Consider the following 25,036-nt stretch of genomic DNA (forward strand, 5'->3'; position numbering starts at 1 on the left):
GCCTAAGATTACCATCTTAAGCGGATTTATTCAGCTCATCAGCAACACTTAGTTTGCTGGGGTCGCATCATCACGTTTTTCACGCTCTTTTGCTACGCTCTTATTAATCAAGCTTTGTTGCAAGATAGTAATACTGTTGTTGACAATCCAGTACATCACCAAGCCAGCAGGGAAGAATAGCATGAACACTGTGAACATAATCGGCATGATTTTGAACACTTTCGCTTGCATTGGGTCCGCAGGTTGTGGGTTCAAACTTTGCTGAATAAACATCGTTACACCCATCAACAATGGCAGGATAAACCATGGATCCATTGCAGATAAATCTTGAATCCAACCCAACCATGGTGCATGACGTAGTTCAACCGATTCCATCAATACCCAATACAACGCAAGGAAGATTGGCATTTGAAGTAAGAGTGGTAAACAGCCAGACAGCGGGTTCACTTGCTCGCGTTTGTACAGTGCCATCATTTCTTGAGAGAAACGCATGCGGTCTTCACCGAATTCTTCTTTCATGCGTTGCATTTCAGGTGCAATCACACGCATTTTTGCCATTGAGCGGTAGCTCTTAGCAGATAATGGCCAAAGAATAAGTTTTACCAGCACAGTCAAAAGAATAATTGACCAACCCCAGTTACCGACTAAACCATGGAAGAATTGCAAGCCCAAGAACAACAACTTCGCAATTGGCCACAACCAACCATAATCAACAGTTTGGTTTAAGCCTACTGCCAGATTTTTCAGTTCAGACTGAATTTTAGGGCCAGAGTAGAAAGTCGCATCAACTTCAGCAGCCGTACCTGCAGGCACGTTGATGGTTGGTGAGGTAAATCCAATGATATTCATATCATCCGTTGATTTACGCGACTCTAATTTGGCTGCATATTCTTGACCATTGCCTTGAGTCAATTTCAATTGACCCGGCACCCATGCGCTCACGAAGTAGTGTTGTACCATAGCAACCCAACCACCTTTTGCTTCAACGTTTAGTTTTTCTTCGTTAAAGTTGGCAAATTTGAGTTTGTTATAGTGTTCTTCTGGTGACCCCCATGCGCCACCAAGGAATGTACCTAAAGTGAAAATGCCTTGATCTGTTTTACCAGGATCATCTGAATTGTCGCGCTTCAACTGACCGAACATTTGTCCTTGCCAGTTATGAGCACTACGGTTCACAATTTTGTGGCTAACAGAAATAGGATACTGACCTTGCGTAAAGGTAAAGGTTTTAATAATTTCTACGCCATCAGCCGTTTTAAAGACCATTGGTACAGATAAAACTTTTTCAGTTTTACCATCCTGACCTTGTACTGATTTTGCATCAGCCAAGCTATAAGAGGCTTTTTCTACTTCATATGCTGGACGACCACCACGACTACTGTCTGGGCCATTCAAACCAATTAAGCCAGACTGAGCAACATAAGTACGCTTAGCATCGCTTTCCAGCATAACAAAAGGTTCATCACTGTCTTTATTTTTGTCATGATTGAGTAATTCAACACGAACAATATCGCCACCTTTAGCATTAATCCAAAGATGATAAAGATCAGTTTTAACTGAAATAAGCTGTTGACTGACAGGTGCAGTGGCATCTGCTGTCTGCTGTGATGCAATATTTGCCTGTGGCACATCGGATGATGTTGCAACAGTTTGACCATTTGGCAAGTCAGCAGATACTTCATGAGACACAACTGCAGCGGTTTGCTGAGGTTTACTGTCCACATGGCCGTAATCTTTTTGCCAAGCCAAAATGAGCAAATATGCGACAACAAACATGGCCCCGAGAATTGCAATTCTGGCCCATTGTTGCATATCTATTACCCCAAGTGGTTAGAGTGATTTTGGTTCGATAAACGATCACGAAAGGGTACAGCAACGTGAAGCGTTTGAGAATCTATTTGCTGAAATGAAATAAAACGAACTGCCTTGCACGGCACTGGGTCATAACCCGATCCACCCCAAGGATGACAACGGCAAATACGTTTAGCAGACAGCCAGACTCCACGTACAGCACCATGCATATGGACTGCTTCCAATGAATATTGAGAACATGTGGGAATATAGCGACAGCGTGGTCCAAGTAATGGACTAATCGCAATCTGATAAAAACGGATCAACCAATGCAGTAAATGTACCATTGGCCATCTCTACTTTTGCGGGGAGGGAGCTATTTTTGAATGCTTTTTGGCAAGTCGGTTAAGTTTTTGCCAAGCAAATTGTAATTGCTGATGCAATTCAGCATTAGGTATAGCATCAATACCATTTTTTGGCATGACAACAATATCTAATTGATCTAATTGCTGTTGATGCAAGCGAAAACTTTCGCGGGCAAGACGTTTTACTCGATTTCGTTCATGTGCTCGACGCACTTTTTTCTTAGCAACAACAATGCCCAAACGGCTATTCGGCTGTTCGGTATATTTTGCAAGAAATAAGAAATGGGGCTGATGCACTTTAAAAAGCGCACCATCAAACACACTTTTATAATCAGCAGCACAGTGTATACGTACGTCTGTGCTGAAACCATAAATCGTAGTCATGACGCCCAATTCAGTTTAGCTCTAACTAATTAAACAGTTAAGCTATGGCGGCCTTTAGCACGACGGCGAGCCAAAACTTGACGACCTGCTTTAGTTGCCATACGAGCACGGAAACCGTGAACGCGCTTACGTTTCAATTCAGAAGGCTGGAAAGTACGTTTCATTTTGAAACTCCAAAATTGATCTTGTATAAAGGTTCGCGATTTTAGTGCTCATTGCTTGAGCTGTCAATGAAAAACAAAGTTTCTTTCAAAATTGTTTGAAACTTGGGATAAAAATGGTTTAAAGCTCTTTTTGTTTAAAAAATAAGATAATCACAATTTAAGTTATTGTTATTCAATTATTAATTAGTTATCCATATCTTTTTATACAGGTTTATCCACAAGTAAACTGTGCTTGGTACTTTTTGAATTTAAATTTAAAACATAGCTCTGTTATCCACAAATTAGTGGCTTCTTATTATTAAATTCAAATTTATAAATTTAAATTTATTACTATTAGGGAGCTGTTTTTCTGTGGGGAAGTGCTTTTAATTTAATTATAACATTAAGTTATCTTGTGAATAACTATGTTTTTATAATTTAGATACTTTGTGGATAACTTTGTGTTATATTTTATCCACACCCCTTGCTGAATGTTATCCACAAGTGGTTTTAAATTTAAAATTAATCAATTTTTATTAGAAAAAGCTGAATTAGTCATGACAGATGTGGATAACTTGGTTAGAATGGCGACCCGCTAGAGCGGGCAAGATATTTTTTTATACACAATGGATTGAAAATAGGGGTTTCACATATGCTTTGGACAGACTGCTTAACTCGTTTACGTCAAGAGTTATCTGGCAATGTCTTTACAATGTGGATCAGGCCACTAGTGGCCGAAGAGGTTGGAGATACCTTGCGGTTATTTGCACCTAATCCTTATTGGACACGTTATATTCAAGAGCATCATTTAGAGCTGATTACAATTTTGGCAGAACAATTGTCTGAAGGGCGTGTTCGCAAGGTTGAAATTTTAGTAGATTCTCGTCCTGGTGCAATTCTATCTGCCAGCGAGCAACCGGCTACCACAACAGCCGCTTTAGAAACTAGACCTGTTTCAGCCCCAAGAATCAAAAAAGAAAAAGATGAGCTACCAACTAAAAATGGTCGTAAGCGTCAGTTAAATCCCTTATTTAGTTTTTCTTCATTTGTTGAAGGTCGCTCTAACCAGATGGCGGCGGAAACCTGTCGCAAAGTACTGACACAATTGGGCGCTTCTCAACATAATCCATTGTTTCTTTATGGGCCAACAGGTTTGGGTAAAACCCATTTAATGCAAGCGGTAGGCAATGCATTGTTGCAAGCAAAACCGAATGCACGCGTCATGTATATGACGGCTGAAAGTTTTGTACAAGATTTTGTCAGTTCATTGCAACAAGGCAAAGTAGAAGAGTTTAAGAAAAACTGCCGTTCTTTAGATTTGCTTTTAGTTGATGATATTCATTTGTTGGCTGGAAAAGAAGCCAGCTTAGTTGAGTTCTTTTATACATTTAATGCGTTATTGGATGAGTCAAAGCAAATTATTTTGACTTCTGACCGTTATCCTAAAGAGTTGACTGAATTAGACCCCCGTTTAGTTTCACGGTTTTCGTGGGGCTTATCTGTCGGGGTTGAACCACCCGATATTGAAACGCGTATTGAAATTTTGCTGAAAAAAGCAGAAAGCAATGATGTGGAATTGCCACGTAATTGTGCGTTATTTATTGCCCAACAAGTGGTGGCCAATGTCCGTGAATTGGAAGGTGCGCTAAATAAGGTCGTGGCTATTTCACGCTTTAAAGGCACTCCGATTGATTTGGAAGTGGTACGCGAGTCCTTGAAGGATGTTCTGGCTATTCGTGCCCGCACCATTAGCACAGAGAATATTCAACGTGTGGTCAGCGAATATTTCCGTATCCCGCTTAAAGAGTTGGTTGGGCCAAAACGTACCCGTATTTATGCACGTCCGCGTCAGCTTTCAATGGGGCTTTCACGTGAACTAACGGGGGATAGCTTCCCTGAAATTGGTATGGCGTTTGGTGGTCGTGATCACAGTACAGTTATGCATGCATGTGAAAAAGTCCAGAGCTTGCGTCAAGAAGATCCGATCTTTAATGAAGACTATAAAAACTTACTTCGCTTACTACAAAGTTGATCATTTTTTGCTTAAACTCTGTTCTTGCAATGTGGCATTAACTGCCGCATAGTACACTGCTAAAAAATTAATTTATTTGTTATTCATCTTCAGTTTTTAGAGGAAAGTATCGTGCGTTTGAAAATCGCGAAAGAAAGCTTACTGAATGTTCTATCACATGTCGTAGGAGCGGTTGAACGTCGCCATACCTTAAACATTTTATCCAACGTTAAGGTTCAGGTTACTGAACAAGCGCTTACGATTACAGGCTCTGATTTAGAGGTTGAATTGGTTGCAAGCACACCTTTGTTGGAAGGGGCTTGCCTACAAGCCGGAGAAACCACAGTTCCTGCACGTAAGCTCATGGATATTTGTAAATCCTTACCATCTGCTGCGTTAATTGATTTACAAATTACTGAAGATTTGCGCTGTATTTTAAAATCAGGCAACAGTCGTTTTGTATTGGGGACTTTGCCTGCCGAAGATTATCCATTACTCAATACTGAAAACACCCAGGGCACGCAAGTAACTGTAACGCAACGTGAATTGAAGCGTTTATTTGAAAAAACAGCTTTTGCGATGGCGGTGCAGGATGTACGTTTTTATTTGACAGGCACCTTGCTTGAAATTGATCAAAACCAACTGCGTGCTGTGACGACGGATGGTCACCGTTTGGCGCTGTGTGAAACAGGTGCTTCATCCACTACAGCACAATTGGTTCAAGCTATTGTGCCACGTAAAGCGGTTGGTGAATTACAACGCTTATTAAGTGTTGAAGATGAGCAATTATCTTTGCTGATTGGCCGTGAATTATTAAACGTGACGATTAGTATAGCCAGTCGTGATAAAGAGCAAGCGGGTATTACGGTGCGTTTCACCACCAAATTAATTGATGGAAAATTCCCGGATTATCGTCGTGTTATTCCACGTGGTGGTGATAAAACCGTGATGATTGCACATGATGTATTTAAACAATCGTTGCAACGTGTAGCCATTTTAAGTAATGAAAAATTACGTGGTGTGTTTCTGAATTTTGATGCAGATACTTTGCAATTGCGTGCTAATAATCCAGAGCAAGATGAAGCGATTGAAGACTTAGCCATTCAATACGCCGATACGCCAATGGAGATGTCATTCAATGCGCAGTATTTACTGGATGTATTGAGTGCGCTAGATGGTGATGATGTATCTATGATTATGACTGAAGCAAATCAGTCGGTGTTGGTGCAAGATCCGACCCAGCAAGATCAAACTTACGTTGTCATGCCAATGCGTGTTTAATAGCATATAAACGATTATGCATATTACGCGTTTACATGTAGAACGTGTTCGAAACTTAAAAACGGTTGCACTCTCTGGGTTGCAGCCGTTTAATGTCTTTTATGGGCACAATGGTTCGGGCAAAACATCCATTCTTGAAGCGGTACATCTACTGGCAACAGGCCGATCTTTTAGAACACATATCCCCAAACATTACATTCAACATAATGCTTTAGATGCCATTGTCTTCGCCCAATCTGCGACCGATAAGATTGGCATGCAAAAAATGCAGTCAGGTGAACAGCTCATTAAGGTCAATGGTGATCTGGTAGCGACTCAGGGGCAGTTGGCGAAGATTCTGCCTTTGCAACTGATTGATCCACAAAGCACTGATATTATTGACCATGGGGCAAAACCACGCCGTCAGCTGTTAGATTGGATGATGTTCCACGTGGAACCTGAGTTTTATCAGGCTTGGCAGTATTATTCGCGGGCGTTAAAACAACGTAACAGTCTGCTTAAGTCACAGCGCAATCTGAGTCTTTCCGATGTCGAGCCGTGGAACAAAATGCTGAGTGATTATGGCGAAATTTTACATGTGCAACGCGCCAGTGCAGTAGAGCAATGGCAAAGGTATTTTGAGCAGGACTTAAAGCACTTGCTACCCGATTTGAATATTACATTGGAATATAATGCGGGCTTTCATAGTGAAACTGGGTTGTTAAATGACTTAACCAATGGTCATTATAAAGATATAGAACGACGTTATACCGAGTGTGGTCCACACCGTGCTGATTTACGTTTAAAAACCCCAATGGGAGACGCTGAAGCGGTGTTATCTCGGGGGCAGAAAAAGCTTTTAATTATGGCGCTAAAACTCTCACAGATTGCAATGCTTCACGCCTGTAATAAGGAAACTGTGGTATTATTAGATGATCTGACAGCAGAATTAGATTTAACCGCCCAACGGCGTTTAATTGATCGATTAAGCCAGCTGGGTAGCCAAGTTTTTATAACTACTTTAGACCATGAATCAGTAAAAAATCACTTACATGATTTGTCTATTTCTTATCAATTATTCAACGTTGAAGACGGTCAAGTCCAAGCTGTTACACAATGATTTTAGATTTTACCCATTTTGGGGATAGACCTATTTTCCATTAGGGAGAAACCATGAGTTCAGAAGATCAACAAGCTGCTTCCCAAACAGAACAAACCACAGAAAAGGCTTATGATTCCTCTAGTATCAAAGTATTACGTGGTTTGGATGCAGTTCGTAAGCGTCCAGGCATGTATATTGGTGATACGGATGATGGTTCAGGCTTGCATCATATGGTGTTTGAAGTGGTCGATAACGCCATTGATGAAGCACTTGCAGGCCATTGTGATGAAATTTTAGTGACCATTCATGAAGATGAATCGGTCAGCGTTGCAGATAATGGTCGCGGTATTCCGACAGATATTCACCCAGAAGAAGGTGTTTCTGCTGCAGAAGTAATTTTAACCATTCTGCATGCTGGTGGTAAGTTTGACGATAACAGCTATAAAGTCTCTGGTGGTTTACACGGTGTCGGTGTATCGGTTGTAAACGCGCTTTCAAGAAAGCTTGAGTTAACGATTCGACGCGCAGGCCATATTCATCAGCAAGAATACCAGCATGGCGATCCTGTTTATCCTTTGAAAATTGTGGGTGATACGGATGTGTCGGGAACCGTTGTACGTTTCTGGCCAAGTGAACTGACGTTCTCTCAAACGATTTTTAATGTTGATATTTTGGCCCGTCGCTTACGTGAACTTTCATTTTTGAATGCGGGTGTTCGTATTGTATTGCGTGATGAGCGCGTCAATGCAGAACACATTTTTGATTATGAAGGTGGTTTATCTGAGTTCGTGAAGTACATGAACCAAGGTAAAACGCATCTGAATGATATTTTCCATTTTACAACTGAATCTGCAGAAACAGGTATTACTGTTGAAGTGGCATTGCAGTGGAATGATACCTATCAGGAAAATGTTCGTTGTTTTACCAACAATATTCCGCAAAAAGATGGTGGTACGCATTTAGCTGGCTTCCGCGCAGCTTTAACCCGAGGCTTAAATCAATATCTTGAAAGTGAAAACCTACTTAAAAAAGAAAAGGTTGCAGTTTCTGGTGATGATGCACGCGAAGGTTTAACCGCGATTGTTTCGGTGAAAGTGCCTGATCCAAAATTCTCATCACAAACCAAAGAAAAATTGGTTTCTAGTGAAGTGAAAACTGCTGTTGAGCAGGCCATGAATAAGTCGTTCTCTGAATATTTATTAGAGAATCCGGCAGCAGCCAAATCAATTGCAGGTAAAATTATTGATGCGGCTCGTGCTCGTGATGCAGCGCGTAAAGCCCGTGAAATGACACGTCGTAAAAGCGCATTAGATATTGCTGGTTTACCTGGGAAGTTAGCTGATTGTCAGGAAAAAGATCCGGCATTGTCTGAACTGTACTTGGTCGAAGGTGACTCTGCGGGCGGTTCTGCAAAGCAGGGTCGTAATCGTAAGATGCAAGCCATTTTGCCATTGAAGGGTAAAATCTTAAACGTAGAGCGTGCGCGTTTTGACAAAATGATTTCTTCACAAGAAGTGGGGACGTTAATTACCGCTTTGGGCTGTGGTATTGGTCGTGAAGAATATAACCCAGACAAACTGCGTTATCACAAAATCATTATCATGACCGATGCGGACGTCGATGGTTCGCATATTCGTACGTTATTGTTGACCTTCTTTTTCCGTCAAATGCCTGAATTGGTAGAACGTGGTTATATTTATATTGCACAGCCACCATTATATAAGCTGAAAAAAGGCAAGCAAGAGCAGTATCTGAAAGATAATGAAGCTTTAGAGACCTATCTTATTTCGAATGCGATTGATGAGCTTGAATTGCATATCAGTGCAGACGCTCCTGCAATTCGTGGTGAAGCGTTGGCAAACGTGATTGCTGATTATCAAACCTCGCAAAAAAGTATAACGCGCTTGACGGTACGTTATCCTGCAAGCCTGTTAGATGCACTTATTGCTGTTGAAGGCTTTAAGCTAGATCAAATGGCGGATCAAGCCTATGTGCAACAATGGGGTGAAGGTGTTCGGGCTGCGATTGAGAAAACGCAACCCAATTTACGTCCTGAATTATCTTTAGAAGTTTTTGAAAAAGAAACGGCAGACGGACAGAAAATTCAGACTTACTTGCCACGTTTGACTGTCTATGTGCATAACTTGCCACATGCTTATTTGCTTGATGCAGGTTTATTGGGTTCAGGTGAATATGCGCGCTTATTGAAAAATTCAAAAAGCTGGTTTAGCTTAATTGAAGAAGGTGCGTATTTACAAAGAGGTGAGCGGAAAATTACTGTAAGTAACTTCCATCAGGTTTGGCAACAAATTTTGCAAGACTCACGTCGTGGCATGATGATTCAACGCTATAAAGGCTTGGGTGAGATGAATGCGGAGCAACTTTGGGAAACCACAATGGACCCTGAAAACCGCAATATGTTGCAAGTCACCATTAATGATGCGATTGAAGCAGACCGTATGTTCTCTTGTTTGATGGGGGATGATGTTGAACCACGTCGTGCTTTCATTGAAGAAAATGCTTTGAATGCGGATATTGATGCGTAAATAGTTTACAGAATTGATGAAAAAAGCATTCTTAGGAATGCTTTTTTTTGTGCTATGTTAAATAAGTTGATTGAATTATAGTCAATTTGTGTGTTATCAAATTGACTTATAGCGATGTCATGATGCTTAAGATAAGGTTTTTTACTGAGCAAAATGAGAGGTCATTATGATGGATAATCAATTAGAACAAATTCGAGATATTTGGGTAAATGCTTTTTTTACGGGAAATTATGAGACTTTGGCCCAGTATGAAGATGAGCATTTTAAGGTGGTTTATGAGCAGGATGGGCGGATAGAAAGTAATTATACGCGTTATGATCGTATTGCACATGCGGTAAAAAATGGGGTATGGAAACCTCAAAAACCTGATGTTGAATCTGAAGAATTTGAGTTTAATCATGACCAAAATGAATGTCAGGTGCTTATTGTTTTAGAAGGAGATCACCAGCAGATTAGAGAGCTCTGGGTGAATGATGGTGTTTGGAAAATTAAAGAATTACGCTTTTTAAAAATAAAAAAGACAGTCCCACATTCAGTTTAGTGTGAATAAAAAATTAAAAATTTTGTGAAAAAACAACTTAAAATCATCAATTGTAGATAGGTTTTTAAATTTAAACTTTTAAAAACCTGAGAGGCTGAGTATAATTTTATCCACAATCTTGGTTTAAAAAGAATAATTTTAAAATAATAAGTCGGTTTTGAATTTAAAAAGAATCACTGCGCGCATTTTTTGAATTTAAAGTTTTATAGGGCTAAAATTTCTGTGTCATAAGCCTTTATGGTGCAGAGATAACTTTGCAAAATTGAATAATATTCGAAATCTATCAAGTTAAGAAAAACTAAACAATGTGCTGGTTTTCTTTTTAAGATTAACTAAACAGTGGGTTTTTTGAAAAAAATGATCTTAATTTTTTTTAATTTCAATATGTTATATTTTTATTTAAGATTCGCAGAAAGTCTGTTTAGCATATCCATATTGATCTCTCATGCATCTGATTTTGTCATTTAATAGACTGATTGATCTTATTTGGCGTGACCTGTAGACCTGAGCTGAGTTCTAAGCTGAAATTTCTAGATACATTAGATTTTATCTGTTCATTTTTTCTTTTTTTAAAGTTGTTATTGGCTTGGGCGTTGAAGAAGAGTGAGTGATGTTTTTTTAGTAGGTATTATGGATATGAAGCATTGAGTTGAAGCAGTAGCTGTATAGATAAATTTTGAGAGAGGAACAGGAGGAGGGGATTTAAATAGTCTCACCCTGCTGAGCAGAGTGAGACAGATAATTTATTCTTCAAATGAGCCTTCAAACTCTTCGAGTTCCATCATGAATTCCAACATCTTTTCTTCAGCCTGTGCAAGTTTGGCTTTTAGTTCAGTCTGTTCATTCATTAATTTCAGCAAATCATCCTTACGATTCGCATCATATAAAGTGGTATCAGCCAATTGTGTTTCAATTTCAACTAATTTAGGCTGAATTTTTGCAATTTCAGTTTCCAATTTTTCAATATTTTTACGAATTGGACGGCTGGCTTCACGACGACGTGCAGCTTCTTTACGTTGCGCTTCTTTATCTAATTTAGAAATAGTCGGTTTGATTTCGACTTGTGATTTGACGGGTGTAGCAGGTTGCTTCCCACCATTTTTAATCATGTCGATACGTGCTTGACGTAACCAGTCTGCATAAGCCACCAAGTCACCATCAAATTCACGACTTTCACCACCATGCACTAAAATAAGTTCATCACAGACACTGGCAACCAATTGACGTTCATGCGAAACCAGTACCACAGCGCCTTCAAAATCTTGTAAAGCCATGGTTAAAGCATGACGCATGTCTAAGTCTAAATGGTTGGTTGGTTCGTCTAAAATGAGCACGTTTGGACGTTGCCAAACAATCAGTGCCAAAGCTAAACGCGCACGCTCACCGCCCGAGAAGCTTTCACTAGGGGTATCCATACGTTCGCCACTAAAACCAAAACTACCCAAGAAGGAACGTAAGCTGGCTTCACTGATTTTTTTGTCGGCAATACGTGCCAATTGCAACATTGGGCTGGCATTACCGTCTAGGGCATCCATTTGATGCTGTGCAAAATAACCAATGTTCAGCAGTTCAGAATCTTTACGCAGTCCCTGCATTAAAGGCAAATCACCGACCAATGACTTAATCAGGGTTGATTTACCTGCACCATTCATCCCCAATAAACCAATTCGGCTCGTCGGTGTAATTTGTAGATCGACATTGGTTACAATCAGTTTATCGCCATAACCGATATCTGCATTTTCAAGCTCAAGCAAGGGTGAACTCATTTTTGTTGGTTCACGGAAGCTAAAGGTAAACGGCGTATCAACATGGGCTGCAGAAAGTTCTTGCATGCGTTCTAACTGTTTAATACGACTTTGCGCTTGTTTGGCTTTGGTGGCCTGCGCTTTAAAACGGTCAATATATTTTTGTAGATGCGCGCGCGTCTCTAATTGCTTTTCATAGGCTTGTTGTTGTTGTGCTAAACGTTCACTACGAGTACGTTCAAAAGTTGAATAGTTACCGGTATACATAATCAATTCTTGATTTTCGATATGTAAAATATGATCGGTAATGGCATCTAAGAAATCACGGTCATGCGAAATCAGGACCAATGTGCCTTCATAGGCTTTCAACCAATCTTCTAGCCATAAAATAGCATCTAAGTCTAAATGGTTGGTCGGTTCATCTAGAAGTAGTAAGTCTGAACGGCTCATCAGTGTGCGAGCAAGGTTCAAACGCATCCGCCAACCGCCCGAAAAGCTTGAAACATCAAGTTGAGATTGATGCTCAAAGAAGCCTAGACCTGCCATTAACTGAGATGCTTTAGACGGCGCAGAATAACCATTAATTTCATCAAAACGGCCATATAAATGAGCCAGTTCATCGTCGCTTAAACTTTCAGGCTGATCTAATTGATTTTGGATATCCCAAAACTCTTCGTCACCCGATAATACAAAATCGATGGCCTTCATATCTAAGGCTTTAATTTCTTGTGCCATATGGGACACCGTCCACGTGGCAGGACGTGTAAGCGAACCACTATCCGATTCCATACCACCCAATAAGGCAGAAAAAAGCGTCGATTTACCTGCGCCATTCACGCCGGTTAAGCCAATTTTCCACCCTGGATGTAACTGCATAGACGCTTTTTGAAATAAAACACGTCCACCGCGACGTATAGAAAGTTGATCTAACTGAATCATGAAATTGTCAAAACACCACAAAAATATGCGCCTATTCTAAAGGAAGCCAGAGTAAAAACATAAAAAGCGTTAGTTTTATTTTTATGCAATCCCCATCCTGTGTAATTTTGAGCTCATTTGTCGGAAAAATGATCAGCTCACTGGTCGAATATTAAAATACTGCCTATATTCAAGACACAAAACCAATGAAAAATAATGAGGATAAAAGAGAATGCAAAAAAGGATTTTGACTTTATCGGCACTGGCAATTTTAACGTGTTCCACACAGCTTCAGGCCAAAGTGAATGTGTGCGTATTTGATTTATTGGGCAAGGCTGGGGAGTCTTATAAGTTCATGGAAGAATGGTCACTTCTGAGTAAAACTTGGGGTGCCGAAGTCAATTTATTGTCTTATCAAGATGAAGCCAAAGTAGATAAAGATTTTAAAGACGGCGTTTGTGATGCATTTTATATGACCTCTATGCGTGCACGTGCTTATAATAAATTTGCAGGTTCCATTGATGCCCTAGGTGGCGTGCCAAGTAATAGCATTGCCCAAAAAGCCATTGCATATGTGTTAGACAAGCGCAATAACCGTCGGCTGGTTACTAAGATTGGCAATGAAACTTATGAAGTGGCAGGCATTGGTCAAATTGGATCGGCCTATATTTTTGTCAAAGACCGTAACTTCAATTCTATTCAAGATGTTAAAGATAAAAAATTTGCGATCTTACATTATGATCAGGCGCAAAAAAGCATGGTCGAGCGCATTGGTGCAAAACCTGTGATGTCCGATATTTCTAATTTTGTGCGCAAATTTAATCATAACGACGTCGATATTGTGGCTGCACCAGCCTATGCCTTCAAGCCATTAGAAATTTATAAAGGTCTTGGTACAAAAGGAGGGATGATTGATTTTCCCGTGGTGAATGTCACGGCCGATTTGGTCTTGCGCCAAAATAAATTTCCTGAAGGGTATGCAGGACAGTCACGCGCATGGTTTGTGAAACAGTTACCTAAAAGTTTTGCGATGGTGAAACGAATGGAAGCTGAAATTCCAGCAAAATATAAAGTGTCCCTGAGCAAAGAAAATAAAGATGAATATCAAAAGCTACTTCGAGATGGTCGTATGGATCTCACGGCGCAAGGGATCTATGATTCGACGATGATGACGGTCTTGAAAAAAGCACGTTGTACTGTAGAGCGAACCAACTTTGAATGTTCACTGGGTGGGGAATAACTAAAATTTTTACATAACTTTGTAAATTTTTAGTATTCAGTATCAATATTATTAGGTTTTTTATGTAACGTAATATGTTGATAAATATAAATAATATGTATTTAAAATGTGTCTTAATAATACCAAATTGGCAAAATATGCTGAAATGACAACACAAAATGGAGTAAATGCTCTATTTTTATTAAAATAACTTGCTTATTATTTACTACGTATATGGATAGCCATCAAACAAAAAAAGATTTTAAAAGGATCAATACCATGAAAAAAACGCTCTTATCTATGGTTGCGTTCTCTGCAATTGGATTAGCAGGGACAGTACAAGCAGCCAAAGTTGATATCTGTGTCTTTGATTTGCTCGGCAAGTCAGGCGAATCGTTTCAAATGGCGCAGGAATGGGCATTGGCTGCCAAAGGTTGGGGAGCAGACGTAAATCTGATTCCACGTCAAGATGAAGCTGTTGCGGATAATGATTTCAAAGCAGGCAAATGTGATGGCGTATTTATGACGGCTATGCGCGCGCGCCAATACAATAAATTTGCAGGTTCTATTGATGCATTAGGTGGCGCACCGAGCAATGAAATTGCTAAACGTGCCATTACCTTTGCCTTAGATAAACGCAATGAAAGTAAAATGGTGAGCAATTTAAGTGGCAAAAAATATGAAGTTGCGGGTATTGCACCTTTAGGTTCAGCTTTTATTTTTGTCCGCGATAAAAGTATCAATTCGATTGAAAAAGCTGCAGGCAAAAAATTTGCAGTCTTAGGGTATGACGAAGCACAAAAAATTATGGTGCAACGCGTAGGTGCACAAGCGGTTATTTCTGATGTGTCTAACTTTGTGGCGAAGTTTAATAATGGTCAGGTCGATATGGTCGGTGCACCAGCCTATGCATATAAGCCATTGGAAATTTATAAAGGTTTAGGTAGCAATGGGGCAATGTTTAATTTCCCTGTTTTACAAGTGACGGCTGATTTTATTATTCGTCCAGACCAATTTCCTGCTGGTTTTGGTCAAAAGTCACGTGACTGGTTTGTGAAGAATTTACCAAAAAGCTTCTCTATGATTAGCCGTTTAGAAGCGGGTATTCCATCGAAATTGAAGATGAATTTAACACCTGAAGATAAAACCAAGTATCAAAAACTGTTGCGTGAAGGGCGTATGGATATGACCAAACGCGGTATTTATGATGCATCAATGATGAGTGTATTGAAAAAAGCCCGTTGTTCTGTCGATAAAGCCAATTTTGAATGTTCGCTTGGTGGCGAATAATTTGATTTTTAAAGAAAAAGCCTAGATTTATCTAGGCTTTTTTTTATGAATATCTTCGTCATTGTTGCCATTGAGTCATGCTTTAAAGCAGGTAATGATGTGTAGGTAAAAGTGCATTTTCAGCTCGTTATGCAGTGAAATGAGCAATAAATATCATTGAGTTGTCAGTGCTATTCGTCTGGTAAGCCTTTGGGTATAAAAAATCGAAACCTAAACCATAAAAGTAAAAATAATGAAATAAGGAAAGTGACATCATGATGAAGCAATGGATGAAAGTGGCCGCACTGAGTGCAGGCTTAATGACAATTGCGGGTGCAGTACAGGCCAAACAAGTGCTTTGTGTATTTGATCTGGTTGGTAAAAGTGGCGATGTTTACGCATTAATGAAAGATTATCAATTGGCTGCCAAAAATTGGGGCGCAGATATTGAACTTCGTGTGGGGCAGAATGAAGCTGTGATTGCAGAAGATTTTAAAGCAGGTAAGTGTGATGGAATTAGCGTGACGGGGATGCGTGGTCGTCAATTTAATACCTTTATTGGTTCTTTAGATGCCATTGGTGCTATTCCAGATTTAAATTTGGCGGTTAAAGTCATGCAAGGACTGGCCAGCCCCACTTTTGCTAAAAGCATGGTGAAAGGTCGCTATGAAGTTGTTGGCGTGGTACCCGTGGGTGATGCCTATTTACTGGTAAATGATCGAAGTATTAATACTGTTGCAAAAGCTGCTGGAAAGAAAATTGCAGTTTTAGACTATGACGAAGCGCAGAAAATTATGGTGCAACAAGTGGGCGCACAGGCGGTCAGTGCAGATGTCACCAATTTCGGGGCTAAATTTAACAATGGTCAGGTCGATATTATTGGCGCACCTGCAGCGGTCTTTAAGCCACTGGAACTCCATAAGGGATTGGGGAGTAAAGGCGCAATTGTAAATTATCCAATTTTGCAGGTCACAGGCAATATTATTATTCATCAAGATAAATTTCCTGAGGGATATGGGCAAAAATCACGTGAATGGATTAAAGGTCAGCTACCACGTGCCTTTAATATTTTAGGAAAAATGAAAGCCGAAATTCCTAAAAAATACTGGATGGATGTACCATCTGCAGATAAAGCGGGTTATCAAAAAATGATGCGTGAAGCACGGATTGATTTAACCAAACGGGGTGTATATGAAAAACGCATGATGAAATTGCTGTGGCAATTCCGTTGCAAACAAGATGCTAAAAACTTTGAATGTGCATTACAGGATGAGAACTATAAATAAACTTGATAAAATTACTCTGAATTGACTTTTAATCTGCAAAATCGACCCTATATTGAGTATGCTATACTTGAAAAATTATCTTTCAATTTAAAGATGCTCGAACTCAACAGAGGAATCAATCATGACTGCCCAAACACTTGTGCTGACTGAAAATGCTGCCAATAAAGTACGTCAATTGCGTGATAGTGAAGGTAATCAAGACTTGATGCTACGTGTTTATGTGACTGGTGGTGGCTGTTCTGGGTTCTCGTACGGTTTTAATTTTGCAGAAAGTCAAAATGAAGACGACGCTGAATATATGAATGGTGATGTAAAAATGCTCGTCGATTCATTGAGCTATCAATATTTAATCGGTTCAGTTGTTGATTATATTGAAGGCTTAGAAGGCTCGCGTTTTGTAGTACAGAATCCGAATGCAACGACCACTTGTGGTTGTGGTTCATCATTCTCAATGTAATATTTAATAAAGTCATAAAAAAACCCTCAAAAAATGAGGGTTTTTTTATGACTTTATTTAAGTAAATTAAGCTTCAGGGTCTAGTTTAATAGCGTCGAGCAGATCAAAAATAATGGTGGTGACGTCCTGACTTAAATCACGATTATTAAAAACTTCATAAGCGGTAATGGTGACATCAGTATCACTTGGTAGCAGTTTTTGTTCTTCTTCAATTAAGTCGCGAATGGGTAAAAGTGTTTGTTTTACGGATAGATGCAAGACATCTTTAAATTCTAAATTTTCATCTTCTAATTCTATCAGTTGTTCATTAAAAAATGGCAATAAAACAGAATGGAGATAGGGCTGAATTTCAGTAATATCAAAGATTTCGAGATCACGAGTTTGCTCAATTGTGCTGATATGGTCATTCACTTCAATTAAGATATGGTAGTAACTCACAATGCTCTCCATTCGCAGACATTTAAAATAAATTATTCTTTTCCACAATAGCATGAAATTGAAGTTTTGTTGTTCAATTCATGCGGATAGGCATATAGAAATTATGGTTTTTTGCAACAGCATGCAACGGTTTAGCGTGCATACAGCAAACTTTGATCTGCGGGTTTTAATTTGAAATGTTGTAAATTTTGTTCACCCAAGACTGGATACATCAATGCTTCTGGATCAGCATGGTGGCCAAGCCCTAAAGCATGTCCCAGTTCATGCGCGAGGGTTAGGCGTAAATCATCTTGCGCATCAAACTGATAGATTTGAATTTGATTGCCCATAAATACGCCTTTGTGAAATTCATGAGGTGGAAAGCGGTTTTTAGCTTGCACGATTCCCTTATTATAATGATCAATATTGCTATTATGTTCATTCACTTGCTGATTTAAATTGTGATTGAGTTGATTGTAATAGGCAATATCACTCTCTAAGCGTCGTGCTTTTTCTTTGAGTTGCTGAAATTGATTTTCAATATGTTGGCGGTTTTCACCATGCGCATTTTCTATGCGGCTCCAGCTCATATTTTGCTGTTGAAGCGATTGCGCATCGGCCTGAAGTTGAATGTGCTGTTGTCTTAAACTGCGTTGCATTTGGTCAAGATTGCTTTTGGACAGATCTAAGTTGTTTGAAATCCTTTGGTTATTATTATTTTCTCGATTTAACTGTTGTTGGGTCTTTTTAAAGGCGTTGTATTCTGCTTGTCGATCATCATAGATAAGGTGAATTTTGAGCAGGGCTTGGTCATCATAGACAAACAAGGGTTGATGCGTACCTTCATGCCAAATTTGAATGGCCTCTTGACTGAGTTGAATCACTTCATTTTTACTGAGACCAAACCTTGGATCTACTTCCGCAATTTGATAGCGCAAGCGTGTGTCTAAAGGGTGTAATAGACGGTCAGACCATGAGTTAAACCGTAGTTGATGATGGGTGTAAGATTGATAATTGAAAAATAGGATAGTCAGCGTGACTATTGCAATGACAATAATGCGCATAAGTCTTTATTAAGTTTTATATTTAAAATAATGTAGCTGAAAATTTATCCTTTGAAAATGCTTCTGTGCATAAAAAAACCGCGCTTTCGCGCGGTTTTTCTTAACTCTTTCGAGTCTGTTAAAACGACAAATTATTTTTTGTCATCTTTAACTTCAGTGAACTCAGCATCTACAACGCCATCATCCGCTTTTTGTTGTTGACCTTCACCGCCTTGGAAAGCGTTAGGATCAAAACCTTCAGCACCGCCTTGACCTTGCGCTGCTTCATAAGCACGCTGAGAAATAGGCATGATGATATTTTGAAGCGCTTCAGTTTTCGCTTTAATCTCTTCTACATCATTTTCTTTAGTAGAAGCTTCAAGCTCAGAAACCGCAGTTTCAATAGCCGTTTTTTCGTCAGCAGTGACTTGCTCGCCTAGATCTTTCACTGCTTTTTGTGAAGATGAAACTAAAGCATCCGCTTCGTTACGTGCTTTTGCTAATTCTTCAAATTTACGATCTTCTTCAGCATTTGCTTCAGCATCTTTAATCATCGCTTCAATTTCAGCATCGCTCAAACCAGAGTTCGCTTTAATTTGAATTGATTGCTCTTTACCTGTGCTCTTGTCTTTCGCAGATACTTTCAAGATACCATCAGCATTGATGTCGAAAGATACTTCAATTTGTGGCACACCACGTGGCGCAGGTGGGATATCGCCTAATTGGAAGTTACCCAATAATTTGTTTTGCTGCGCCATTTTACGTTCACCTTGGAACACAGAAATGTCTACAGCAGGTTGGTTGTCTGCAGCTGTTGAGAATACTTGAGATTTCTTCGCAGGAATCGTGGTGTTTTTCTCAATGATTGCAGTTAACACGCCACCCATGGTTTCAATACCAAGTGTCAATGGAGTCACGTCCAATAAAAGTACGTCAGTTTTGTCGCCAGACAATACTGCGCCTTGAATTCCTGCGCCCATTGCAACAGCTTCGTCAGGGTTCACGTCTTTACGTGGCTCTTTACCGAAGAATTCTTGAACTTTCTGTTGAACCATTGGCATACGTGATTGACCACCGACCAAAATTACGTCAGAGATGTCAGAAGTCGAAAGACCAGCATCTTTAAGCGCAATACGGCAAGGCTCAATAGTACGCGCAACCAAATCAGCCACTAGACCTTCAAGTTTTGCACGAGTGATGTTAATCACTAAGTGTTTAGGGCCTGTTGCATCTGCAGTGATGTATGGCAGGTTGATTTCAGTTGCATTCGAAGAAGAAAGCTCAATTTTCGCTTTTTCTGCTGCTTCTTTTAAACGTTGAAGTGCAAGTGGATCTTGTTTCAAGTTTACGCCTTGCTCTTTCTTGAACTCTTCAACCAAGAACTCAATCAATGCGTTATCGAAGTCTTCACCACCAAGGAAGGTATCACCATTGGTTGATAACACTTCAATTTGTTGGTCGCCATCAAGGTCAGCAATTTCAATGATTGATACGTCAAAAGTACCACCACCTAAGTCGTAAACCGCAATTTTACGGTCGCCTTCTTTTTTGTCCATACCGAATGCAAGTGCTGCAGCCGTTGGTTCGTTGATGATACGTTTCACTTCTAAGCCTGCAATTTTACCTGCATCTTTGGTTGCTTGACGTTGAGCATCATTGAAGTAAGCAGGAACAGTAATCACTGCTTCTGTCACTGTTTCGCCAAGGTAATCTTCTGCTGTCTTTTTCATCTTTTTCAAGATTTCAGCAGAGACTTGTTGTGGCGCTAATTTTTTGTCATTTACATCTACCCAAGCATCGCCATTTTCAGCTTGAATAATTTTGTAAGGGACAAGACCGATGTCTTTTTGCACCGCTTGATCTTGGTATTTACGACCGATCAAACGTTTGATTGCATATAATGTATTTTTAGGGTTGGTTACTGCTTGGCGTTTTGCAGATTGACCCACAAGGATCTCGCCATCTTTATACGCAATAATAGATGGTGTTGTACGCGCGCCTTCAGCGTTTTCAATTACTTTAACTGTGTCGCCTTCAAGTACTGCAACACATGAGTTTGTTGTACCTAAGTCAATACCAATGATTTTAGCCATTTGGGTGTTTCCTCTTAAATTCTTTTACGATGTTTTCGCTTGTTATCCGATATGAGAGCCAATCAAAATTTTTCAAGTTGATTTACTTAATTTTTTTCATTAACTCTCGAATTTTTGGGTCTTATTGACCAACCAAGACCATAGCTGGACGTAATAAACGACCATTTAAGCTATAACCTTTTTGTAGAACTACACCAATTTCATTGGCTTTCGCATCTGGTGCAATACCCACGGCTTGATGTAGTTCTGCATTGAAACCATTGTTTGTGTCTACAACAACGACGCCAAATTTCTCTAAAGAAGTCAGTAAAGATTTAAGCGTTAAGACTACACCTTCAGATAAGGCAGAAGTGTCGTCACCTGCTGCAGTAATTGCACGTTCTAAGTTATCGACAGAATCGAGTAACTCTTTAGCAAATTTTTCTAACACGGTGTCTTTATGTTTTTCAGACTCACGTTGAATACGTTCCACACTTTTTTGTGCTTCATACACTGCATTTGCAGTACGTGCTTTCTCTAACTTTAAGTCACCTTCAAGTTGTGCAATTTGCTCTTGTAAAGATTCAACGGAAACTTCATTCTGCTCTGTTCCAGCTTGAGTTTGCGCTGTTTCTTGTTCTGCAGCTTGCTCTTGTTGAAGATCTTGAGCGTCGTGGTTTTGCTCAGTCGCCATTGCTTTACTCCGTTTGAATAGGTTTTTAAACATGTACAGTTCCTATTGCGTCAGTATTCACTGCGTTTATTCTGAACTGCCATGAGTTTGCAGAATTTCTTGATTACTAAAGAAGTCGGGGCTGTCTATAAAAATTCAAGCGAACTCAGTCATTAAATGTACTTTTTTTATCAAAAAACCTGCCAAATAGATAAAAACGTGTACTTTAAAACATGAGTCTATACAGGACGGAGTGAGCATCACTTCCTCTAAAACGTATTTTCACAGCTAATCTAAGCTGTATATGCGCTTTTTTTTGTTCTTAGAGTCTCAGACGAAGTGCAACAGAGATTAATTTAGATCAGAAGTGAGATGAGATAGCATTTTGCTTTCGACCGACCCAAGTCAAAGTTGCATCATGAATGACACTCACCTCATTCAAGAAGGAAGATCTCAGATTTATGCTTTATTCCGTGAAGGTTTTTCTAAGCGCTATATCGCACTTAGATTAGAACGTGACCAATTAAAGATTGATCTGATCAATTAGTCTCTATTTTCGCGTCGTTGCGACTTGTTTGGATTCTGTCGCTGTTCATCCCAACGCTTATTGGATTCTTGGCGACCTTTATCCCATTGTTGGTGTTGTCCATTCTTTTGGGCTTTTTCGCGGTCATGGGTTTTATGCTTTTGACCTTCATTGTGTGCTTTTTGGCGCTGTTGCTCAATGCGATGACGCTCTAAATCCTGTTTTCGACGTTCCCAGTTTTGCTGGTTTTGACGCTGTTGTTCCCAGTTGCGTCGTTTAAGGTCTTGTTGACGTCGTTCACGTTCAATGCGGTCGCGTTGTTGACGGTTTTCCCAACGTTGGCGGTCACGCTCGCGATCATAACGATCATCATAGCCTCGGTCATAAATCCGTCCATTATCGTAACGGCCATCAGCGTAGCCCTGCTCAGGCAATGCAACGCAACCGACAGCCATAAATACTGTTGCCAAAGACAGGAGAATGAGTTTTTTAGCCATGGTCTATATCCTATATTCAAGGAGCTGCAAAAAACTCCAAAAACTAAAAGTAAATTGTCAATGACAAGTCATTAAAAGAAGCATAGCTTAAGCAGGCATGCACTCTGTATTGGGATGTTTAGACTTATATAAGAATATGGTCACATAAAGGCTGATCATGTAGGAATGATGAAGAAGATCAATAAAGGATAGGGACAATGACGGCATTGAATCAACGCTTACAAGAACTCTTAGAAAAAGGTCAGGGCACGGCAGTACGTGCACTTGATAAACTACCAAGCTTTGTTCAGGAGAGCTTGGCCAAAGGTTTGGGTTATCCGTTTTTATTTCCAGATTTAGACCCATTAATTAAATGCATGATGGCTGCTCAGTTGAAGCAGGGGAAATCTGGTTTTATTGGTGCAGACGTACATCGTTCTCGTAAAGCTTTTGATTTGCAGATGCAATCAATTAAAACCAAACCTACAGCAGTGAAACAAGTGGAAGATTTACGCTTACCTTTACAAAGCGGTACGGTCTTTGCGCGTCATTACCATCCTGCGCCCAATAAAAAATTACCAATGATCGTGTTTTACCATGGTGGTGGTTTTGTTGTGGGTAATTTAGAGACACATGATGAAGCTTGCAGATTACTGGCCTTACATGCAAAAGCACAGGTCTTAAGTATTGATTATCCTTTGGCGCCAGAGGTCAGTCCCAAACAATTAATACAATGCTGTGAAGATGCACTGGCGTGGGTATTTCAAAATAGCCGTCAATTAAAAATTCTAAAAGGACGTATTGCGGTCGCAGGAGATAGTGCAGGGGGCAATATAGCCACGGTTGTTGCACAACGGACAGCACAAAAAGCATATGCGCCACATGCACAGCTTCTGATTTATCCTGTCACTGATTTCAAAAGTCGACATCCTTCATTCTTTGCTTATAAAGATGGTTTGGTACTCACGGAACAAGATATCAACCATGTCACGACCTTTTATGCAGAACAACATCAGGTTGCACTAGACGATCCACTCATCTCTCCAACTTTTGGTAAATTAGAAAGGTTAGCACCGACCTATATTATTACTGCTGGTTATGATGTTCTTCATGATGAAGGGGAGATTTACTCACATAAACTTCGTCAACAAGGCGTTAAAGTACATTATCAAGAATATCCTGATCAGACTCATGGCTTTATCAACCTAACTCCAGTGTCTTATAAGGCTAAAAAGTATTGGATTGAAGTTGGTAAAAATTTCCGTAAATTTTGGGATAAAAAAGCCAGCTGATTCGATTAAAGGTGTTTCACGTGAAACACCAATTCAAATTTAGCGATATAAAAGTTTAGTAAAGATTTGGCTTAAGAAGCGTTGGTAAAATATTTGATGTATTTTCCCATTGCACAGAATATAGCTTCGAAAAATGAAGATGAAATAGCAGTACAAGCTGATAGTACTTTCCTTGCGATATCGCACTTTAGGTATCAAGCTCAGGTGCTGTTTCGAAATTAAAGGATGATTCAGAATAAATAAATCATTATACGGCTCAAATAAAGCGAATAAGTCAGAGCCTCTATTACAATGGATAGAGATAGTTGCATGATTTTTCTTGGAATGACTCTGTAAAAGTGAGAGAGAAGTACTGCTTTATTTTGAATGACAGATTAAAATACACACAGAGATAAGTACAACCTGAATAGATGAGTGAACAAATGTTAAAAAAAGCACTTTTTGCCACCCTTATAAGTATGAGCCTAAATGTTTGGGCTGATAACTCAATTGTAGAAGTTAAAACCAATCAAGGTACTGTTGAAATAGAGCTGTTTAATGACAAAGCGCCAATTTCAGCAAAAAACTTTGAAGAATATGCCAAAGCAGGCTTTTATAACGACACCATCTTTCATCGCGTGATTCCTGGTTTTATGATTCAGGGTGGGGGAATGGATATACAGTTAGTAGAAAAGCAAACACGTGCCCCTATTCAGAATGAATCCTATAATGGTGTAAAGAATACTCGTGGTACTTTGGCAATGGCACGAACCAATAATCCGAATTCTGCAACCAGTCAATTTTTTATAAATACTGCAGATAATGGCTTTTTGAATAAAAGCCCAATGAATGCAGGCTATGCAGTCTTTGGTAAAGTGATTAAAGGTATGGATGTGGTCGATAAAATAGAAAAAGTATCCACTGGAAACGAAGGCATGCATCAAAATGTACCGGAAACTCCTGTCGTGATTCAAAGTGTGAAGATAAAAGCACCAGCAGTGAAGAAATAAAGAAAATAAAAGCAAAAATGTTAAAAACGATATTTTTGCTTTTAAATTATCAACTTAAGTCATGTAAATGTGATATTTGCTATATTTTGGTGCATAAAAAAGAAACACCCAGTAAAGCAGGGTGTTAAAAGCACTTGCAATGATTTCTAAATCCACTAGAATGCACCCATACCGACGAGATAGACGGAAACGAACGAAGCATGAAGTGCTGAGTTGTTAAGTATATTGAGTCCAGCTTCTAGCACTGACGAGGTGTTAGAAAGATCATTAAGAGCTTATGAAGAACAACTTGTGTGGATTTTTACTGATTGATTGATCGAAATTATTTTCATTGATTGATGGTAGAAATTACTCGAAGTTTATTTGAGAAATATTTGTCAGAAAATTGATGAGCCAAGATTGGTGCCCTTTAAGGCACTAAGCAATATTAAACTGAAGAGTTTGATCATGGCTCAGATTGAACGCTGGCGGCAGGCTTAACACATGCAAGTCGAGCGGAGATGAGGTGCTT

22 protein-coding genes and 1 rRNA gene are annotated in these 25,036 nt (G+C 39.5%); 13 read left to right on the forward strand and 10 right to left on the reverse strand.

What is annotated here, in order from left to right:
* Window positions 1-48: 48 nt before the first annotated feature.
* The 4 genes from yidC to rpmH are packed head-to-tail and all read right to left on the reverse strand — an operon-like array spanning window position 49 to window position 2,704.
* A complete protein-coding gene (gene yidC / locus BBP83_RS04040; protein ID WP_068886137.1) occupies window positions 49-1,812 on the reverse strand; it encodes a membrane protein insertase YidC in 1,764 nt (587 codons plus the stop codon).
* Window positions 1,813-1,817: 5 nt separating this feature from the next.
* Window positions 1,818-2,138 carry a membrane protein insertion efficiency factor YidD gene (yidD, locus tag BBP83_RS04045; RefSeq protein ID WP_068886138.1) on the reverse strand — a complete coding sequence of 107 codons (321 nt, stop codon included), beginning with the start codon at window positions 2,136-2,138 and terminating at the stop codon, window positions 1,818-1,820.
* 9 nt (window positions 2,139-2,147) lie between these two features.
* Window positions 2,148-2,540, reverse strand: coding sequence for a ribonuclease P protein component (gene rnpA / locus BBP83_RS04050; RefSeq protein WP_068886139.1), 393 nt, complete (start codon window positions 2,538-2,540; stop codon window positions 2,148-2,150).
* 29 nt (window positions 2,541-2,569) lie between these two features.
* The gene (gene rpmH / locus BBP83_RS04055; protein WP_000831329.1) at window positions 2,570-2,704 is read right to left on the reverse strand and encodes a 50S ribosomal protein L34; all 135 of its coding nucleotides are present in this window, start codon (window positions 2,702-2,704) and stop codon (window positions 2,570-2,572) included.
* Between the two features lie 631 nt (window positions 2,705-3,335).
* Between rpmH and dnaA the strand changes: the two genes are divergently transcribed.
* From dnaA to BBP83_RS04080, 5 genes are all read left to right on the forward strand, one after another.
* The gene (gene dnaA, locus BBP83_RS04060; RefSeq protein ID WP_068886140.1) at window positions 3,336-4,715 is read left to right on the forward strand and encodes a chromosomal replication initiator protein DnaA; all 1,380 of its coding nucleotides are present in this window, start codon (window positions 3,336-3,338) and stop codon (window positions 4,713-4,715) included.
* Between the two features lie 111 nt (window positions 4,716-4,826).
* On the forward strand, window positions 4,827-5,975 hold the full coding sequence (dnaN, locus tag BBP83_RS04065; protein ID WP_068886141.1) for a DNA polymerase III subunit beta: 1,149 nt from the start codon (window positions 4,827-4,829) through the stop codon (window positions 5,973-5,975).
* A 16-nt stretch (window positions 5,976-5,991) separates the two neighbouring features.
* Complete coding sequence (gene recF / locus BBP83_RS04070; protein WP_068886142.1) at window positions 5,992-7,074, forward strand: DNA replication/repair protein RecF; 1,083 nt, start codon at window positions 5,992-5,994, stop codon at window positions 7,072-7,074.
* Between the two features lie 53 nt (window positions 7,075-7,127).
* Entirely contained in the window at window positions 7,128-9,602 is a 2,475-nt protein-coding gene (gene gyrB, locus BBP83_RS04075; RefSeq protein ID WP_068886143.1) for a DNA topoisomerase (ATP-hydrolyzing) subunit B, read from the forward strand.
* 166 nt (window positions 9,603-9,768) lie between these two features.
* Window positions 9,769-10,143 carry a hypothetical protein gene (locus BBP83_RS04080; protein ID WP_078055396.1) on the forward strand — a complete coding sequence of 125 codons (375 nt, stop codon included), beginning with the start codon at window positions 9,769-9,771 and terminating at the stop codon, window positions 10,141-10,143.
* Window positions 10,144-10,886: 743 nt separating this feature from the next.
* Here the strand turns inward: BBP83_RS04080 and BBP83_RS04085 are convergent.
* A complete protein-coding gene (locus BBP83_RS04085) occupies window positions 10,887-12,827 on the reverse strand; it encodes an ATP-binding cassette domain-containing protein (RefSeq protein ID WP_068886145.1) in 1,941 nt (646 codons plus the stop codon).
* 211 nt (window positions 12,828-13,038) lie between these two features.
* On the opposite strand from BBP83_RS04085, the gene BBP83_RS04090 reads away from it, so the two are divergent.
* The 4 genes from BBP83_RS04090 to erpA all read left to right on the forward strand — a co-directional run bounded on the left by BBP83_RS04090 (window position 13,039) and on the right by erpA (window position 17,037).
* Window positions 13,039-14,046: a putative solute-binding protein gene (locus BBP83_RS04090; RefSeq protein WP_068886146.1), complete on the forward strand. Its 1,008-nt coding sequence runs from the start codon at window positions 13,039-13,041 to the stop codon at window positions 14,044-14,046.
* Between the two features lie 258 nt (window positions 14,047-14,304).
* Window positions 14,305-15,315 carry a putative solute-binding protein gene (locus tag BBP83_RS04095; protein WP_068886147.1) on the forward strand — a complete coding sequence of 337 codons (1,011 nt, stop codon included), beginning with the start codon at window positions 14,305-14,307 and terminating at the stop codon, window positions 15,313-15,315.
* Window positions 15,316-15,584: 269 nt separating this feature from the next.
* The gene (locus BBP83_RS04100) at window positions 15,585-16,580 is read left to right on the forward strand and encodes a putative solute-binding protein (RefSeq protein ID WP_171258032.1); all 996 of its coding nucleotides are present in this window, start codon (window positions 15,585-15,587) and stop codon (window positions 16,578-16,580) included.
* Window positions 16,581-16,701: 121 nt separating this feature from the next.
* On the forward strand, window positions 16,702-17,037 hold the full coding sequence (gene erpA, locus BBP83_RS04105; RefSeq protein ID WP_068886149.1) for an iron-sulfur cluster insertion protein ErpA: 336 nt from the start codon (window positions 16,702-16,704) through the stop codon (window positions 17,035-17,037).
* 66 nt (window positions 17,038-17,103) lie between these two features.
* Here the strand turns inward: erpA and BBP83_RS04110 are convergent, their stop codons facing one another.
* The 4 genes from BBP83_RS04110 to grpE all read right to left on the reverse strand — a co-directional run bounded on the left by BBP83_RS04110 (window position 17,104) and on the right by grpE (window position 21,263).
* On the reverse strand, window positions 17,104-17,487 hold the full coding sequence (locus tag BBP83_RS04110; RefSeq protein WP_171258031.1) for a hypothetical protein: 384 nt from the start codon (window positions 17,485-17,487) through the stop codon (window positions 17,104-17,106).
* 119 nt (window positions 17,488-17,606) lie between these two features.
* Window positions 17,607-18,518 (reverse strand): matrixin family metalloprotease, encoded by a 912-nt coding sequence (locus BBP83_RS04115; protein WP_068886150.1) that lies wholly within the window; start codon window positions 18,516-18,518, stop codon window positions 17,607-17,609.
* Between the two features lie 131 nt (window positions 18,519-18,649).
* The gene (dnaK, locus tag BBP83_RS04120; protein WP_068886151.1) at window positions 18,650-20,590 is read right to left on the reverse strand and encodes a molecular chaperone DnaK; all 1,941 of its coding nucleotides are present in this window, start codon (window positions 20,588-20,590) and stop codon (window positions 18,650-18,652) included.
* A gap of 121 nt (window positions 20,591-20,711) precedes the next feature.
* Window positions 20,712-21,263 carry a nucleotide exchange factor GrpE gene (gene grpE / locus BBP83_RS04125; RefSeq protein WP_068886157.1) on the reverse strand — a complete coding sequence of 184 codons (552 nt, stop codon included), beginning with the start codon at window positions 21,261-21,263 and terminating at the stop codon, window positions 20,712-20,714.
* A 397-nt stretch (window positions 21,264-21,660) separates the two neighbouring features.
* Between grpE and BBP83_RS15570 the strand changes: the two genes are divergently transcribed.
* Window positions 21,661-21,789, forward strand: a complete 129-nt coding sequence (locus BBP83_RS15570; protein WP_281181001.1) for a hypothetical protein — start codon at window positions 21,661-21,663, stop codon at window positions 21,787-21,789.
* Here the strand turns inward: BBP83_RS15570 and BBP83_RS04130 are convergent.
* Window positions 21,786-22,265 (reverse strand): hypothetical protein, encoded by a 480-nt coding sequence (locus BBP83_RS04130; protein WP_068886152.1) that lies wholly within the window; start codon window positions 22,263-22,265, stop codon window positions 21,786-21,788. The two genes, BBP83_RS15570 and BBP83_RS04130, sit on opposite strands and share 4 nt — an antisense overlap.
* Before the next feature lie 197 nt (window positions 22,266-22,462).
* Here BBP83_RS04130 and BBP83_RS04135 point away from each other — a divergent pair, with 197 nt between their 5' ends.
* From BBP83_RS04135 to BBP83_RS04145, 3 genes are all read left to right on the forward strand, one after another.
* Window positions 22,463-23,536 carry an alpha/beta hydrolase gene (locus BBP83_RS04135; RefSeq protein ID WP_068886153.1) on the forward strand — a complete coding sequence of 358 codons (1,074 nt, stop codon included), beginning with the start codon at window positions 22,463-22,465 and terminating at the stop codon, window positions 23,534-23,536.
* Window positions 23,537-23,958: 422 nt separating this feature from the next.
* Window positions 23,959-24,525: a peptidylprolyl isomerase gene (locus tag BBP83_RS04140; RefSeq protein ID WP_068886158.1), complete on the forward strand. Its 567-nt coding sequence runs from the start codon at window positions 23,959-23,961 to the stop codon at window positions 24,523-24,525.
* Window positions 24,526-24,954: 429 nt separating this feature from the next.
* A 16S ribosomal RNA gene (locus BBP83_RS04145) occupies window positions 24,955-25,036 on the forward strand; the annotation flags it as partial.

This window comes from Acinetobacter celticus, assembly GCF_001707755.1.
In the GTDB taxonomy this organism is placed as follows: Bacteria; Pseudomonadota; Gammaproteobacteria; order Pseudomonadales; family Moraxellaceae; genus Acinetobacter; species Acinetobacter celticus.

Excerpts from the sequence above, each read along its gene's own strand:
- yidC (WP_068886137.1), bottom strand. The coding sequence starts at position 1,812 with ATGCAACAATGGGCCAGAATTGCAATTCTCGGGGCCATGTTTGTTGTC.
- yidD (WP_068886138.1), bottom strand. The coding sequence starts at position 2,138 with ATGGTACATTTACTGCATTGGTTGATCCGTTTTTATCAGATTGCGATT.
- rnpA (WP_068886139.1), bottom strand. The coding sequence starts at position 2,540 with ATGACTACGATTTATGGTTTCAGCACAGACGTACGTATACACTGTGCT.
- rpmH (WP_000831329.1), bottom strand. The coding sequence starts at position 2,704 with ATGAAACGTACTTTCCAGCCTTCTGAATTGAAACGTAAGCGCGTTCAC.
- dnaA (WP_068886140.1), top strand. The coding sequence starts at position 3,336 with ATGCTTTGGACAGACTGCTTAACTCGTTTACGTCAAGAGTTATCTGGC.
- recF (WP_068886142.1), top strand. The coding sequence starts at position 5,992 with ATGCATATTACGCGTTTACATGTAGAACGTGTTCGAAACTTAAAAACG.
- gyrB (WP_068886143.1), top strand. The coding sequence starts at position 7,128 with ATGAGTTCAGAAGATCAACAAGCTGCTTCCCAAACAGAACAAACCACA.
- BBP83_RS04080 (WP_078055396.1), top strand. The coding sequence starts at position 9,769 with ATGATGGATAATCAATTAGAACAAATTCGAGATATTTGGGTAAATGCT.
- BBP83_RS04085 (WP_068886145.1), bottom strand. The coding sequence starts at position 12,827 with ATGATTCAGTTAGATCAACTTTCTATACGTCGCGGTGGACGTGTTTTA.
- BBP83_RS04090 (WP_068886146.1), top strand. The coding sequence starts at position 13,039 with ATGCAAAAAAGGATTTTGACTTTATCGGCACTGGCAATTTTAACGTGT.
- BBP83_RS04095 (WP_068886147.1), top strand. The coding sequence starts at position 14,305 with ATGAAAAAAACGCTCTTATCTATGGTTGCGTTCTCTGCAATTGGATTA.
- BBP83_RS04100 (WP_171258032.1), top strand. The coding sequence starts at position 15,585 with ATGAAAGTGGCCGCACTGAGTGCAGGCTTAATGACAATTGCGGGTGCA.
- erpA (WP_068886149.1), top strand. The coding sequence starts at position 16,702 with ATGACTGCCCAAACACTTGTGCTGACTGAAAATGCTGCCAATAAAGTA.
- BBP83_RS04110 (WP_171258031.1), bottom strand. The coding sequence starts at position 17,487 with ATGGAGAGCATTGTGAGTTACTACCATATCTTAATTGAAGTGAATGAC.
- BBP83_RS04115 (WP_068886150.1), bottom strand. The coding sequence starts at position 18,518 with ATGCGCATTATTGTCATTGCAATAGTCACGCTGACTATCCTATTTTTC.
- dnaK (WP_068886151.1), bottom strand. The coding sequence starts at position 20,590 with ATGGCTAAAATCATTGGTATTGACTTAGGTACAACAAACTCATGTGTT.
- grpE (WP_068886157.1), bottom strand. The coding sequence starts at position 21,263 with ATGGCGACTGAGCAAAACCACGACGCTCAAGATCTTCAACAAGAGCAA.
- BBP83_RS15570 (WP_281181001.1), top strand. The coding sequence starts at position 21,661 with ATGAATGACACTCACCTCATTCAAGAAGGAAGATCTCAGATTTATGCT.
- BBP83_RS04130 (WP_068886152.1), bottom strand. The coding sequence starts at position 22,265 with ATGGCTAAAAAACTCATTCTCCTGTCTTTGGCAACAGTATTTATGGCT.
- BBP83_RS04135 (WP_068886153.1), top strand. The coding sequence starts at position 22,463 with ATGACGGCATTGAATCAACGCTTACAAGAACTCTTAGAAAAAGGTCAG.
- BBP83_RS04140 (WP_068886158.1), top strand. The coding sequence starts at position 23,959 with ATGTTAAAAAAAGCACTTTTTGCCACCCTTATAAGTATGAGCCTAAAT.